This is a genomic window from Cellulosimicrobium sp. MI9406, from assembly GCF_040595865.1.
Classification (GTDB): domain Bacteria; phylum Actinomycetota; class Actinomycetes; order Actinomycetales; family Cellulomonadaceae; genus Cellulosimicrobium; species Cellulosimicrobium funkei.
Genome location: NZ_JALIZI010000006.1, coordinates 51,096 through 65,521 on the forward strand (window position 1 = coordinate 51,096; position 14,426 = coordinate 65,521).

The window sequence follows — 14,426 nt, forward strand, 5'->3', positions numbered from 1 at the left end:
CGCGCGCACTAGGCTCTGCGGGTGCCGAACCACCAGCAGCCCTCGACCGGCGACGTCGACGTCCTCATCACGCTCCTCGACGACGTCCCCCTGCCCGCCTACGCCCACCCGGGCGACGCGGGAGCGGACCTCGTGACGACCGTCGACGTCGAGCTGGCGCCGGGGGAGCGCGCCGTGGTCCCGACCGGCGTGTCCATCGCGCTGCCCGACGGCTACGCGGCGTTCGTGCACCCGCGCTCGGGTCTCGCGGCCAAGCACGGTCTCACGGTCGTCAACGCGCCGGGGACCGTGGACGCCGGGTACCGCGGCGAGATCAAGGTGACGCTGCTCAACACCGACGCGCGCGAGCCCGTCGTGCTGCGGCGCGGCGACCGGGTCGCGCAGCTCGTCGTCCAGAAGGTCGAGCGGGCGCGGTTCGTGCAGGCCGAGCGCCTGCCCGGCTCGCACCGCGGCGCGGGCGGGTTCGGGTCGAGCGGCGGCTGGACGGCCGCACCCTGACCGGCGCACCCGGCCCGCCGCTGCGCGGGCTAGTGTGGAATCAGTGCGGGGCGAGCGCCCCGTGAGGAGACCCGGCCGAGTGCCGGGCAGGTGAAGGAGTTCGTCCGTGGGTCTGTTCCGTCGCTCCAGGTCGTCCGAGCCGGCCGAGTCGCCCGAGCCGTCGGGCACGACGTCCGAGCAGGTCGGCGACGGCGCGCCCGCCCCGGAGGTGGCCGCCGAGGCCCCCGCGCGCGGCCCGTACGACTCCGCCCAGGTGCCCGAGCGCGGCCCGCGCCTCGACCTCGGCGCGGTGTGGCTCCCCGGCGTGCCGGGCATGGAGCTGCGCATGGAGGTCGACAAGAAGACGCAGCGCATCACGGGCGTGGCGTGCGCGGTCGGCGGCTCCGGGCTCCAGGTGCAGGCGTTCGCCGCGCCGCGCACGGAGGGCATCTGGGACGAGATCCGCGGCGAGATCGCGGCGTCCGTCACCAAGCAGGGCGGCACGGTCGACGACCTGCCGGGCCCGTTCGGGCGCGAGCTGCTCGCGCGCATCCCCGCGCAGACGCCGGACGGCCGCCCGGGCGTGCGGCCCGCGCGCTTCGTGGGCGTCGACGGCCCCCGCTGGTTCCTGCGCGGCGTGCTCACCGGCAAGGCCGCGGTCGACCCGGCCGAGGCGCGCCTGCTCGAGACCGTGTTCGCGAACATCGTCGTCGTGCGCGACCAGAGCCCGCGCCCGCCGCGCGACCTGCTCACCCTGCACCTGCCGGGCAAGGGTCCGGAGGCCGCCCCGGCGCCGACCCCGGCCGGTGCCCCCGAGACGCCGTCGTTCGACCCGCTGACCCGTGGGCCGGAGATCACGGAGATCCGCTGACATGGTCCCCACCCTGCGTGACGCCTGGCGCACCGCGCTCGCCTCCCAGGAGGAGCTCGCGGCCGACGAGGAGCGCACCGAGGCGGCCCGGCAGAAGGGCTGCCGTGCCGTCGCCGAGCTGCCGAACCGCCGCCGCGCGAAGATCTCCGGCGTCCTGCGGTCCGTCGTGCTCCGCCCGCGCGAGGGCGTGCCGACCGTCGAGGTCGAGCTCTTCGACGGGTCCGGCGTCGTCGACCTCGTCTGGCTCGGGCGCCGCCGGATCGCCGGCATCGAGCCCGGGCGCCGCGCGCTCGTCGAGGGGCTCGTGTGCGACGTCGACGGCCGACGCACCATCTTCAACCCGCGCTACGAGCTGCTGGCCAAGCCGGGGGAGTGAGCCCGGCGGCCGTCGTGGACGGCCGTGCCGTACGATCCTGCGCACCCGACCCGGCCGCACCGGCCCTCCCGCCGGCGCCGCCCACCCGAGCCCCGAGGACGCCACGACATGACGAGCAGCAGCGACGCGACCGGCGGCCCCGTGGGCGGGCGCCCCGACCCGGGACGCGTGCCCGAGCCCGTCGCGCACGACGCCGAGGTGGTCGAGACGGTCGTCGACGACGTCGCGGCGCCCGAGGACGGCCGCGCCCGGGGCGTGCGCGCGCTGGCGAGCGAGGACTTCTCGGTGGCCGACGCGATCGGCGGCGTGCGCGGGCTCGTGGAGTCCGTCGCGCCCGGGCTCGTGTTCGTGGTCGTCTACGTCGCGACGACCAACCTGCGCTGGGCGCTCGTCACGTCCGTCGCGGCCGCCCTCGTGGCCGTCGCCGCGCGCCTCGTCCAGCGCACGCCCGTGACGCAGGCTTTCGGCGGCCTGCTGGGCGTCGGCATCGGCGTCCTGTGGGCGTGGCGCTCGGGGGAGGCGCAGGACTACTTCGCGTGGGGCCTGTGGACCAACGCCGCGTACCTCGTCGCGCTCCTCGTGTCCGTGGTGGTCCGCTGGCCGCTCGTCGGGCTCGTCGTGGAGGGCTTCCGCAGCGGCTTCGGCGTGGGGACGGCGTCCGGCGGCACGACGGCGGACGCGACCGACGGCGAGCACCGCGAGGGCGCGGACGTTCCCGCGCCGCGGCCCGCCGAGCCGGCCGGCGGGAGCGCGGGAGAGCCCGGCGCGTTCGCCCGCTGGGCGCGGGCGTGGAGGTCGGACCGCGCGCTCGTGCGCCGCTACACCGCCGCGACGTGGCTGTGGATCGGGCTCTTCGGGGCGCGCCTCGCCGTCCAGGTGCCGCTGTACCTCGACGGCGACGTCGGCTGGCTCGGCACCGCGCGCCTCGTCATGGGGATCCCGCTGTGGGCCCTCGTGCTGTGGCTCACGTGGATCCTGGTGCGCCGCCCCGCGACCGCCGGCCCGCGCCCCGCGGCGTAGCCGCCCCGTCGCCCAGGCCGCACCGTCGCGCGGGCCGCACCGTCGCGCGGGCCGCGCCGTCAGAGCAGGTCGCCGCCGAGCTCGGGAGCCTCGACGGGCGCGTCCGGCGCCGTCGGGCCGTCCTCACCCTCGCCGGCGAGCAGCCGCGCGAGCGCGCCCTCGTCCGCCTCGTTCCCCGTGACGAGCAGGAGCTCGTCCCCGACCTCGAGCGTGTCGTCCGCGCTCGGCGCGATGGGGCGCGTGCCGCGCACGATCGCCGCGAGCACGGTGTCCGCCGGCCAGCGCACCTCGCCCACGCGTCGGCCGAGGAGCGGTGACGACGGGGGCAGCGTCACCTCGAGGATGTCCGCGCCGGACTGGTGGAACGTGAAGATGCGCACGAGGTCGCCCACGGCGACGGCCTCCTCGACCATCGCCGTCATGATGCGCGGCGTGGACACGGCGACGTCGACGCCCCACGACTCGTCGAACATCCACTCGTTCTTCGGGTTGTTGACGCGCGCGACCGTGCGCGGCACGCCGAACTCGGTCTTGGCGAGGAGCGACACGACGAGGTTCACCTTGTCGTCGCCCGTCGCGGCGACGATGACGTCGCACTCGTCGACCTTCGCCTCGGCGAGCGACGACAGCTCGCACGCGTCGGCGAGGAGCCAGTCGGCGTCCGCGACCTGCGCGACGCGCATCGCCGCGGGCTGCTTGTCGACGAGCATGACCTCGTGGTCGTGGCTGAGGAGCTCGCGGGCGATCGAGCGGCCGACGGAGCCCGCCCCGGCGATGACGACGCGCATCACTCGGCCTCGACCTTCGGTGCGTGGGTGAGCTTGCGTTCGACGACGGCGGCCCGTTCGTCGTCCATGAGCACGTGCAGCACGTCGTTCTCCTGCAGGACGGTGCGGTCGGTGACGAGGACGCCGTCGCCGAAGCGGCTGACGAACGCGACGCGCGCCTCGGTCGCGTCCTCGATGGCGCGCACGGTGCGGCCGATCCAGCCGGGGTGGAAGTCGACCTGGGCGAGCCGCACGCGCCCGGACGGGTCGCGGTACTCGTCGGTCGCGCCGAACGGGAGCATGCGGCGCAGCACCTGGTCGGAGGTCCAGCGCACGGTCGCCACGGTCGGGATGCCGAGCCGCTGGTAGATCTCGGCGCGCTGCGGGTCGTAGATGCGCGCGACGACCTTCTCGACGCCGAACGTCTCGCGGACCACGCGCGCGGACAGGATGTTCGAGTTGTCGCCGTCGGAGACGGCGGCGAACGCGTACGCGTCCTCGATCCCGGCCTGCACGAGCGTGTCGCGGTCGAAGCCGACGCCGGTCACCTTCTTGCCCGTGAACTCCGCGGGCAGGCGCCGGAACGCGTCGGGGTTCTGGTCGACGACGGCGACCGAGTGGCCGCTCGACTCGAGGGACTGGGCGAGCGTCGCACCGACGCGCCCGCAGCCCATGATCACGAAGTGCACGCACCGAACGCTACCGCCCGCCGGGCCCGCGGGCGCGCACCAGCGCGACCGGGCGCCGTCGGGCATAGCATGTGGCCTCGTGTCGGAGATCGCTGATGCCGCGAAGCGGCTGCTGCTCGGACGGCCTGTCCGTTCCGAGCACCTGGGGCACACGCTGCTCCCCAAGCGCGTCGCGCTGCCCGTGTTCGCGTCCGACGCGCTCTCGTCCGTCGCGTACGCCCCGGACGAGATCCTCCTGACGCTCGCGCTCGCGGGCCTCAGCGCGACGATGATCTCGCCGTGGGTCGGCCTCGCGGTCGTGGTCGTGCTGCTCACGGTCGTCGCGTCGTACCGCCAGAACGTGCGGGCGTACCCGTCGGGCGGCGGCGACTACGAGGTCGCGACGGTCAACCTCGGCCCGACGGCGGGCGTCGGCGTCGCCTCGGCCCTCATGGTCGACTACGTGCTCACGGTCGCGGTGTCGATCTCCTCGGGCGCGCAGTACGCCGCGAGCGCGATCCCCGCGCTGCGGGACCACGAGGCGCCGTTCGCGATCGGGCTCGTCGTGCTGCTCACGCTCGTCAACCTGCGCGGGGTCAAGGAGTCGGGCACCTTCTTCGCGATCCCCGTCTACCTCTTCATGCTCGCGATCGGGACGACGGCGGTCGTCGGCTTCTTCCAGTACGTCACCGGCAACCTCGGCCCGGCGGAGAGCGCGGAGTTCGAGCTCACGGCGGAGAGCGGGTTCGACCAGGGGCTCATGGGCATCGCGGGCGCGTTCCTCGTGGCGCGCGCGTTCGCGTCCGGGTGCGCCGCCCTCACGGGCGTCGAGGCCATCAGCAACGGCGTGCCCGCGTTCCGCAAGCCCAAGTCGCGCAACGCGGCCACGACGCTCGCCCTGCTGGGCGGCATCTCGGCGGCGATGATGCTCTCCATCCTCTTCCTCGCCCGGGCGACGGGCGTGCACTACGCGGAGGACCCGCACGCGCAGCTCTCGCTCAACGGCGAGCCGCTCCCGGTCGACTACGTGCAGCACCCCGTGATCGGGCAGCTCGCGGAGACGGTGTTCAGCGGCGCCCCGATCCTGTTCTACGTCGTGTCCGCCGTGACGGGGCTCATCCTCGTGCTCGCGGCCAACACCGCGTTCAACGGGTTCCCGGTGCTCGGCTCGATCCTCGCCAAGGACGGCTACCTCCCGCGCCAGCTCCACACGCGCGGCGACCGCCTCGCGTTCTCGAACGGGATCATCACGCTCGCGGTCGCGGCGATCGTGCTCATCTGGGCCTTCGACGCCGAGGTGACGCGCCTGATCCAGCTCTACATCGTGGGCGTGTTCGTGTCCTTCACGCTGTCCCAGCTGGGCATGGTGCGGCACTGGACCCGCGCGCTGCGCACCGAGCACCAGCCGCGCGAGCGGTCCCGCATGCGCCGCTCGCGCGTCGTGAACACCGTGGGCCTCGGCATGACCGGCACGGTGCTCGTCATCGTGCTCCTCACGAAGTTCACCCACGGCGCGTGGATCGCGATCCTCGCCATGGCGATCGTCTTCGTGCTCATGAAGTCGATCCGCAAGCACTACGACACCGTGCGCGACGAGCTCGCGCTCGGCGACGACGCCGCGGCCGCCCGCGCGCTGCCGAGCCGCGTGCACGCGATCGTGCTCGTCTCGAAGATCCACCGCCCGACGATGCGGGCGCTCGCGTACGCGCGAGCGTCGCGGCCGTCGGTGCTCGAGGCCGTCACCGTCGGCGTCGACGCCGAGGACGTCGAGGACCTCATGCGGCAGTGGGAGGCTCTCGACCTCCCGGTGCCGCTGCGCGTGCTGGACTCGCCGTTCCGCGAGATCACGCGCCCCGTGCTGTCGTACGTGCGGTCGGTCCGCCGCGAGTCCCCGCGTGACCTGGTGGTCGTCTACATCCCGGAGTACGTCGTCGGGCACTGGTGGGAGCAGCTGCTGCACAACCAGAGCGCGCTGCGCCTCAAGGGCCGGCTCCTCTTCACGCCGGGCGTCGTCGTGGCGTCGGTGCCGTGGCAGCTCTCCTCGACGGAGGGGCAGACCGGGCTCGAGGGCGAGGGCTTCCGCCAGCGCTTCACCGGGTACTGATCGCGCCGGCGCGACTCCCCGCGGAGGCCCGGTCCCGACGTCGGGGCCGGGCCTCCGCGCGTCCGCGGCGGGGGGCGGCGGGAGCCCGGGGGGAGAGTGCGGGGGGAGCGCGCGGGAGAGTCCGGGATACTGGGGGCATGCCGTCCTCCTCGCGTGGTCCTGCCGTGCCCTCCGACCGACCGTCCGACCCCGGCGCGGGTCGTCCCGAGCGCGCGCCGCGCCGGTCCGGCCGACGACCCGGCCGGCAGACCCGGCAGTCGCCGCGCGCGCTCCCTCGACCTGAGGTCGAGGTCGAGCTCGAGGTCGGCCCGGTGGCGCACGGCGGCCACTGCGTGGCACGGCACGAGGGCCGGGTCGTCTTCGTGCGGCACGCCCTGCCGGGCGAGCGCGTGCGCGCCCGCGTCACCGAGGGCGGCGACGCCGCGAAGTTCTGGCGCGCCGACGCGGTCGAGGTCCTCGAGGCGTCGCCCGACCGCGTGCCGTCCGCGTGGCCCGAGGCCGGTCCGGGCGGCGTGGGCGGCGGGGAGCTCGCGCACGTCGCGCTCGGCGCGCAGCGGCGGTGGAAGCGCGACGTCCTGGCCGAGCAGCTGCGCCGTCTCGCGCACGTGGACCTCGTCGATCTTCACCCTCAAGTAGAGGTCGAGGGTCTGCCGGGGGACGACGAGCGCGGCGGCCTCGCCTACCGCACGCGCGTGGACCTCGTGGCCGACGGCGGCGGCCGCGCCGGCATGCACCGCTTCCGGTCGCACACCGTCCTCCCGCTCGACGCGATGCCGCTCGCGAGCGAGGACGTCGCCGACCTCGCGGCGCACGAGAAGGTCTTCACCCGCTCGTGGCGCCCGGGCACCCGGATCGAGCTCGTCGCGCCTGTCGGGTCCGCGCCGGTCCTGCTCGTCGACGGCGAGCCCTGGCGCGGGGGCTCTCTCGACCACCGGCCCAACGCGCGGCGCAGCGTCACCGAGCGCGTCGTGCTCGGCGACCGCGAGCACACGTACCGGGTCGCCGCGGACGGGTTCTGGCAGGTCCACCGCGAGGCGCCCGCAGCCCTGACGCGCGCGGTGCTCGACGGCGTCGGCGACGTCGACGGCGCGCGCGTGCTCGACCTCTACTCGGGGGCCGGGCTGTTCACGTCGCCGCTCGCGGCCGCCGTCGGGGACGCGGGCACCGTGCTCGCGGTCGAGGGCGACGAGCGCGCCGTGCGCGACGCCCGGCGCAACGCGCACGGGCTCGAGCGGGTCGAGCTGCGGCACGGGCCGGTCGAGCAGGTGCTCGCCCAGGACGGGAGCGGCGCGGACGTCGTCGTGCTCGACCCGCCCCGCGTCGGTGCCGGGCGCGCCGTCGTCGAGGCCGTCGCTGGTCGCGAGCCGTCGCGCGTCGTCTACGTCGCGTGCGACCCGGCCGCGCTCGCGCGCGACGTGTCGTACCTCGCGGAGCACGGCTACGGGCTCACCTCGCTGCGCGCGTTCGACCTCTTCCCCATGACCCACCACCTGGAGGCGGTGGCGGTCCTCACGCGCTGACCGCGTGGGGGCGCGTGCGCGCCGCCCCGGGCGCATGATGAGGGGGAGACCCCTGCGAGGACGGACGGTGAGGCGCGCATGACGAGCACGGCGGCGACGGGGGCCCGGACGGGCGTCCGGGCGGCGAGCCAGGACGGGCCCGGCGACGGTCCGGACGACGTCCGGGACGTCGTCGGCGTGGGCGTCCTGATGCCGAACGGGCGGCTCGCGGGCCGGAGCTTCGCGTCGCGCGCCGAGGCGGAGGCGTGGGCGCGGCCCGAGGAGGGGGAGCAGGTCGTCGAGCTCAACGTCCTGTGCGACTGCGACCTCTGAGCCGTCGCCGACTCCATATATCTTGACGTCAAGATATATGGGGTATGCTGGTCGCGGTGCAGGTCGCAGCGGGTCGTGGACGAGCCGCCGGCCACCGCCCCGCCCGTCCTCCGGGACGCGGCCGGAGCGGCGCACCGGCCCGGCGTAGTCTGGGCGAAGCCCCCTGAACCATGGCATCCGTGCCACCGTCTCGCCACGAAGGAGCTACGAGTGAGCAGCGTCGACACGTTCGGGTCGAAGGGAACGCTGGAGGTCGGTGAGAACTCGTACGAGATCTTCCGCCTCTCCGCCGTCGAGGGTGTCGAGCGCCTCCCGTACAGCCTGAAGATCCTCGCCGAGAACCTCCTGCGCACGGAGGACGGCGCCAACATCACCGCGGACCACGTGCGCGCGCTCGCGTCCTGGGACCCGGACGCGCAGCCGGACACCGAGATCCAGTTCACGCCGGCGCGCGTGATCATGCAGGACTTCACCGGTGTCCCGTGCGTCGTGGACCTCGCGACGATGCGCGAGGCCGTCGCGGAGCTCGGCGGCGACCCGTCGCGCATCAACCCGCTGGCGCCGGCCGAGATGGTCATCGACCACTCGGTCCAGATCGACGTCGCGGGCCGCTCGGACGCGTTCGAGCGCAACGTCGAGTTCGAGTACCAGCGCAACCACGAGCGCTACCAGTTCCTGCGCTGGGGCCAGACGGCCTTCGACGACTTCAAGGTCGTCCCCCCGGGCACCGGCATCGTGCACCAGGTCAACATCGAGTACCTCGCGCGCACCGTCATGACCCGTGAGGTCGGCGGCGTGCTCCGCGCCTACCCGGACACGTGCGTCGGCACCGACTCGCACACGACGATGGTCAACGGCCTCGGCGTGCTCGGCTGGGGCGTCGGCGGCATCGAGGCCGAGGCGGCCATGCTCGGTCAGCCCGTCTCGATGCTCATCCCGCGTGTCGTGGGCTTCAAGCTCAACGGCTCCATCCCGGCGGGCGTGACCGCGACGGACGTCGTGCTCACCATCACGCAGATGCTGCGCCAGCACGGCGTCGTCGGGAAGTTCGTCGAGTTCTACGGCGCGGGCGTGGCCCAGGTGCCGCTCGCGAACCGCGCGACCATCGGCAACATGAGCCCCGAGTTCGGCTCGACCGCCGCGATCTTCCCGATCGACGGCGTGACGATCGACTACCTGCGCCTCACGGGCCGCAGCGACGAGCAGCTCGCGCTCGTCGAGGCGTACGCCAAGGAGCAGGGCCTGTGGCTCGACCCCGAGGCCGACGGCTACGTCGAGCCCGTCTTCTCGGAGTACCTCGAGCTGGACCTCTCGACGGTCGTCCCGTCGATCGCCGGCCCGAAGCGCCCGCAGGACCGCATCGAGCTCGGCGAGGCGAAGGAGTCGTTCGCGTCCGCGATCCTCGACTACGTCGACGCCCAGGAGGCGGCGCCGTTCACGGGCCTCGACGAGTCCGTCGAGGAGACGTTCCCGGCGTCCGACCCCATCGCCGCCGCCGCGCACGACGACCCGTCCGACCAGCCGGTCGCGCCGGGCCACGCCGACAGCGCGAAGCGCCCGCACAAGGTCGTCCCGGTCACGCTCGAGGACGGCACGACGACCGAGCTCGACCACGGGCACGTCGTCATCGCGTCGATCACGTCGTGCACCAACACGTCGAACCCGTCGGTCATGCTCGCGGCGGCCCTGCTCGCGAAGAAGGCGGTCGACCGCGGTCTCGCGTCGAAGCCGTGGGTCAAGACGTCGATGGCGCCCGGCTCGCAGGTCGTGACGAACTACTACGAGAAGGCCGGCCTGTGGCCGTACCTCGAGAAGCTCGGCTTCCACCTGGTCGGCTACGGCTGCGCCACGTGCATCGGCAACTCGGGCCCGCTCGCCGACGAGATCTCGGCGACGGTCAACGAGCACGACCTCTCGGTCGTCTCGGTCCTCTCGGGCAACCGCAACTTCGAGGGCCGCATCAACCCCGACGTGAAGATGAACTACCTCGCGTCGCCGCCCCTCGTCATCGCCTACGCGCTGGCCGGCACGATGGACTTCGACTTCGACGGCGAGCCCCTGGGCACCGACCCGCACGGCGAGCCGGTCTTCCTCAAGGACATCTGGCCCTCCCCGGAGGAGGTCCAGGCGACGATCGACGCGTCGATCGACCGCGACATGTTCACGAAGGACTACGCGGACGTCTTCACGGGTGACGACCGCTGGCGCGCGCTGGAGACGCCCGAGGGCGACACGTTCGCGTGGGACACCGAGTCGACCTACGTGCGCAAGCCCCCGTACTTCGACGGCATGGGCATGGAGCCGTCGCCCGTCACGGACATCTCCGGCGCGCGCGTGCTCGCGAAGCTCGGCGACTCGGTGACGACCGACCACATCAGCCCCGCCGGTGCCATCAAGGTGGACTCGCCGGCCGGCAAGTACCTCGCGGAGCACGGCGTCGCGCGCCGCGACTTCAACTCCTACGGCTCGCGCCGCGGGAACCACGAGGTCATGATCCGCGGCACGTTCGCGAACATCCGCCTGCGCAACCAGCTCCTCGACAACGTCGAGGGCGGCTACACCTTCAACTTCGTGAAGGACGCGCAGGACACGATCTACGACGCCGCGCAGGACTACGCCGCGCAGGGCACCCCGCTCGTCATCCTGGGCGGCAAGGAGTACGGCTCCGGCTCGTCGCGCGACTGGGCGGCCAAGGGCACGGCGCTCCTGGGCGTCAAGGCCGTCATCACGGAGAGCTTCGAGCGCATCCACCGCTCGAACCTGATCGGCATGGGCGTCCTGCCGCTGCAGTTCCCGGCGGGGGAGAGCGCCGAGTCGCTCGGCCTCGCGGGCACGGAGACCTTCGACATCGAGGGCATCACCGCGCTCAACGACGGCACCACGCCGTCGACCGTCAAGGTCACGGCCACCAAGCCCGACGGCACGAGCGTCGAGTTCGACGCCGTCGTGCGCATCGACACCCCGGGCGAGGCGGACTACTACCGCAACGGCGGCATCCTGCAGTACGTGCTGCGCTCCCTCGTCGCCTGACACGCACGCGCGTCCCGACGGCGCGTCCACCCCGGCCGGGGCGGGCGCGCCGTCGCCGTTCTCCACCAGCCCCTGCGCGGGTGTCGGGAGTCCGGCGTAGCGTCGGTCGCATGACACAGCGGTCGTGGTCGGTCCTGAGCGTCCCGTCGAGCGCGGCCGCCCACGGCCCCGGTCTCGAGAAGGCGCCCGCGGCGCTGCGTGCGGCCGGGCTCGTGGACGCGCTCCGGGCGCGCGGGCTCGTGGTCACCGACCAGGGCGACGTCGAGCCGGCCCGCTGGCGCGCGCACCACGTGCCTGGGCGCCTGAACGATGTCGAGCGTGTCGCCGTGGGCGTCGGTCGCGTCCGCGAGGCGGTGGGGCACGAGCTCCGAGCGGGTCGTGTGCCGCTCGTGCTCGGCGGCGAGTGCACCGTGACGCTCGGGGTCGTCGCCGCGGCCGTGGACGTGCACGACGACTGCGGCCTGGTCTACGTCGACGGCGGGCAGGACCTCTTCACGGTCGCGTCGCACCCCGAGGAGCCCATCGCCGACGCGACGGGCGTCGCCCACCTCCTCGACCTCCCGGGCGCGAGCCCGGAGCTGAGCGCCGTCGGGGCGCGACGACCGCTCCTGGACGCGCGACGGCTCGCGTTCCTCGGCTTCTCCGACGCCGAGGAGGACGAGGACGGCCGCGTCGCCGCGACCCGGGTCCCCGCCGCCGAGGTCTCCGCAGGTCCCGAGGCGGCGGCCCGTCGTGCCGTGGACGGCGTGGGCGGCGGGCCGTTCGTGCTCCACGTGGACGTGGACGTCCTCGACTTCTTCGCGCTGCCCGCGGCCGACGTGCCCGTCTTCGGGCGCGGGCTCGTCCCCGCCGAGCTGGAGCGCGTCGTGCGCGAGGTCGTCTCCGACCCGGACCTCGTCGCGGTCACGCTGGTCGAGTTCAACCCGGACCACGGCGGGTCGACGACGGCCCGCGCGCTGGTCGACCTGCTCGCCCGCGCGCTCGCGTCCGGCTGACGCGGGGTACGGGCACCGAGGGGCGGGCGGGCCGTCAGAGCGGGGCGTCGAGCGTGCGCGTCCGGTCCCACGGCTCGGTCCAGCCGAGCCGGTCGAACAGCGCGTCGAGGATGCCGCCGGTGAAGCCCCAGACGAGGTGCTCGCGCCCGTCGGCCTCCACGAGGAAGCCGGGGCTCTTGTGCACCCGGCGGTCACGGCGGACCGTCACCGTGCGGCGCCGGCCGGGGTCGAGGAGGTCGGCCACGGGGACCCGGAACACGTGGGCCGACTCGGCGGCGTCGACGGCGCGGACCGGGGTGGGCCGGGCCCACCACCCGAGCACGGGCGTGACGACGTGGTTGCTCACCGGCACGGGCAGCCGACCGAGCGTGCCGAGCACCTCGACGCCGCCCGGGTCGAGGCCCGTCTCCTCCTCGGCCTCGCGCAGCGCGCCGCCCACCGGGCCGTCGTCGTCGGGCTCGAGCCGGCCGCCCGGGAACGCGACCTGGCCCGGGTGGTGGCCGAGCGTCGTCGCGCGCGCGAGCAGGAGCACGTCGAGGTCGGCGGGGACGGCCGCGGCCGGGTGCTCCGCGGGCACCCCGTCGAGGACGCCGAAGAGCAGCAGCACGGCGGCGTCGCGCGCGTCCGGGCGCAGCGTGCCGACGGCGTGGCGCCACGGCTCGGGCCAGGCACCGCCGTCCCGGGCGAGGGTCGCGAGCTGCGCGCGCGCCGACGCGCGCGCAGCCTCGGGCGGGGTCGTCACCAGCTCACCGGGAGCGGGCGGCCCTCCTCGTAGCCCGCGGCCGACTGCACGCCCACGACGGCGCGGTCCGCGAACTCGGCGAGGCTCGACGCCCCGGCGTAGGTCGCGGAGCTGCGCAGCCCGGACGTGATCTGGTCGAGCAGGTCCTCGACGCCGGGCCGCTGCGGGTCGAGGAACATGCGGCTCGAGCTGATGCCCTCCTCGTACAGCGCCTTGCGCGCGCGGTCGAACGGCGAGCCGCCCGCGGTGCGGGCGGCGACGGCGCGCGCCGACGCCATGCCGAAGCTCTCCTTGTAGAGGCGGCCCGTGCCGTCGTCGTGCAGGTCGCCCGGGGACTCGTAGGTGCCCGCGAACCACGAGCCGATCATCACCTGCGAGGCGCCCGCGGCGAGCGCGAGGGCGACGTCGCGCGGGTGGCGCACGCCGCCGTCGGCCCAGACGTGCTTGCCGAGCTCGCGCGCCGCGGCGGCGCACTCCAGCACCGCGGAGAACTGCGGGCGGCCGACGGCCGTCATCATGCGCGTGGTGCACATGGCGCCCGGCCCCACGCCCACCTTGACGATGTCCGCACCCGCGGCGACGAGGTCGCGCACGCCGTCGGCGGTGACGACGTTGCCCGCCACGACGGGGACGTCCGGGCCCACCGAGCGCACCGCCTCGAGCGCCTGGAGCATCTTGGCCTGGTGGCCGTGCGCCGTGTCCACGACGAGCACGTCCACCCCGGCCGCGAGGAGCTCCTTCGCCTTCGCCGCGACGTCGCCGTTGATCCCGACGGCGGCACCGACGCGCAGGCGCCCGGCGTCGTCCAGCGCGGGCGCGTAGACCGACGAGCGCAGCGCGCCCTTGCGCGTGAGGACGCCGACGAGCGCACCGTCGCGCGTCACGGGCGCGACCTTGAGGCGAGCGGTGTGGAGCTGCTCGTAGGCCGCCTCGAGCCCGGCACGACCGCCGTCGAGCACGGAGGCGTCGAGGACGAGGGGGTGGTCGGTCATCACCTGGTGGACCTGGGTGAAGCGGTCGACGTCGGCGCAGTCGGCCTCCGTGACCACGCCGACCGGTCGCCCGCCGTCCACGACGACCGCGGCGCCGTGCGCGCGCTTGCCGATGAGCGTGAGGGCGGTGTGGACGGTGTCGTGCGGGCCGACGACGACGGGCGTCTCGATGACGGGGTCCTTGGACTTCACGTCCGCGACGACGTCCGCCACGACGTCGGTCGGGACGTCCTGCGGGATGATCGCGATGCCGCCGCGCCGCGACACGGTCTCCGCCATGCGGCGCCCCGCGACGGCCGTCATGTTGGCGACGACGACGGGGATCGTCGTGCCCGTGCCGTCGGCGGAGGAAAGGTCGACGTCGAAGCGCGACGCGACCTCGGAGCGCGACGGGACGAGGAACACGTCGCCGTAGGTGAGGTCGGTCGCGGGGGACTGTCCGGGCAGGAAGCGCATGGCTCCATCCTACGAGGTCGCACACCGCCGTTGTCCGCAGTGCGGAAGGAGAGTTCCACGAACGCCGCGTCCGTGCGTCCGCGGCGCGAGTGTGCG

13 protein-coding genes are annotated in these 14,426 nt (G+C 74.4%); 9 read left to right on the top strand and 4 right to left on the bottom strand.

The genetic code is table 11. The annotated features are described in order from the left end of the window. The first annotated feature begins 21 nt into the window (after positions 1-21). From dut to MT994_RS12250, 4 genes are all read left to right on the top strand, one after another. Positions 22-498, top strand: coding sequence for a dUTP diphosphatase (dut, locus tag MT994_RS12235; RefSeq protein ID WP_354806472.1), 477 nt, complete (start codon positions 22-24; stop codon positions 496-498). Positions 499-604: 106 nt separating this feature from the next. Next, a complete protein-coding gene (locus MT994_RS12240; RefSeq protein WP_354806473.1) occupies positions 605-1,348 on the top strand; it encodes a DUF3710 domain-containing protein in 744 nt (247 codons plus the stop codon). 1 nt (position 1,349) lies between these two features. Beyond that, positions 1,350-1,724 (top strand): OB-fold nucleic acid binding domain-containing protein, encoded by a 375-nt coding sequence (locus MT994_RS12245; protein WP_034652381.1) that lies wholly within the window; start codon positions 1,350-1,352, stop codon positions 1,722-1,724. Between the two features lie 108 nt (positions 1,725-1,832). After that, the gene (locus tag MT994_RS12250) at positions 1,833-2,744 is read left to right on the top strand and encodes a DUF3159 domain-containing protein (RefSeq protein WP_354806474.1); all 912 of its coding nucleotides are present in this window, start codon (positions 1,833-1,835) and stop codon (positions 2,742-2,744) included. A 59-nt stretch (positions 2,745-2,803) separates the two neighbouring features. Here MT994_RS12250 and MT994_RS12255 read toward each other — a convergent pair whose 3' ends face one another. Both MT994_RS12255 and MT994_RS12260 read right to left on the bottom strand, forming a co-directional pair. Next, the gene (locus tag MT994_RS12255) at positions 2,804-3,532 is read right to left on the bottom strand and encodes a TrkA family potassium uptake protein (protein WP_051028145.1); all 729 of its coding nucleotides are present in this window, start codon (positions 3,530-3,532) and stop codon (positions 2,804-2,806) included. Continuing rightward, entirely contained in the window at positions 3,532-4,185 is a 654-nt protein-coding gene (locus MT994_RS12260; RefSeq protein ID WP_031316042.1) for a TrkA family potassium uptake protein, read from the bottom strand. Before MT994_RS12260 ends, MT994_RS12255 begins: the two co-directional genes overlap by 1 nt. 94 nt (positions 4,186-4,279) lie before the next feature. Here MT994_RS12260 and MT994_RS12265 point away from each other — a divergent pair, with 94 nt between their 5' ends. The 5 genes from MT994_RS12265 to MT994_RS12285 all read left to right on the top strand — a co-directional run bounded on the left by MT994_RS12265 (position 4,280) and on the right by MT994_RS12285 (position 12,140). Next, complete coding sequence (locus MT994_RS12265; RefSeq protein WP_043654622.1) at positions 4,280-6,283, top strand: APC family permease; 2,004 nt, start codon at positions 4,280-4,282, stop codon at positions 6,281-6,283. Between the two features lie 137 nt (positions 6,284-6,420). Next, positions 6,421-7,803 carry a TRAM domain-containing protein gene (locus MT994_RS12270; RefSeq protein WP_354806476.1) on the top strand — a complete coding sequence of 461 codons (1,383 nt, stop codon included), beginning with the start codon at positions 6,421-6,423 and terminating at the stop codon, positions 7,801-7,803. Between the two features lie 78 nt (positions 7,804-7,881). Continuing rightward, on the top strand, positions 7,882-8,115 hold the full coding sequence (locus MT994_RS12275) for a hypothetical protein (RefSeq protein WP_354806477.1): 234 nt from the start codon (positions 7,882-7,884) through the stop codon (positions 8,113-8,115). Positions 8,116-8,325: 210 nt separating this feature from the next. Beyond that, entirely contained in the window at positions 8,326-11,145 is a 2,820-nt protein-coding gene (locus tag MT994_RS12280; protein WP_076404955.1) for an aconitate hydratase, read from the top strand. A gap of 110 nt (positions 11,146-11,255) precedes the next feature. Then, positions 11,256-12,140 (top strand): arginase family protein, encoded by an 885-nt coding sequence (locus MT994_RS12285; protein ID WP_354806479.1) that lies wholly within the window; start codon positions 11,256-11,258, stop codon positions 12,138-12,140. Between the two features lie 34 nt (positions 12,141-12,174). Here the strand turns inward: MT994_RS12285 and MT994_RS12290 are convergent, their stop codons facing one another. Together MT994_RS12290 and MT994_RS12295 are read right to left on the bottom strand one after the other, a co-directional pair. Then, on the bottom strand, positions 12,175-12,882 hold the full coding sequence (locus MT994_RS12290; RefSeq protein WP_086150300.1) for a CoA pyrophosphatase: 708 nt from the start codon (positions 12,880-12,882) through the stop codon (positions 12,175-12,177). Next, positions 12,879-14,330: a GuaB1 family IMP dehydrogenase-related protein gene (locus tag MT994_RS12295; protein ID WP_354806480.1), complete on the bottom strand. Its 1,452-nt coding sequence runs from the start codon at positions 14,328-14,330 to the stop codon at positions 12,879-12,881. The genes MT994_RS12290 and MT994_RS12295 overlap by 4 nt, the downstream gene beginning before the upstream one ends. Between the last annotated feature and the right edge of the window lie 96 nt (positions 14,331-14,426).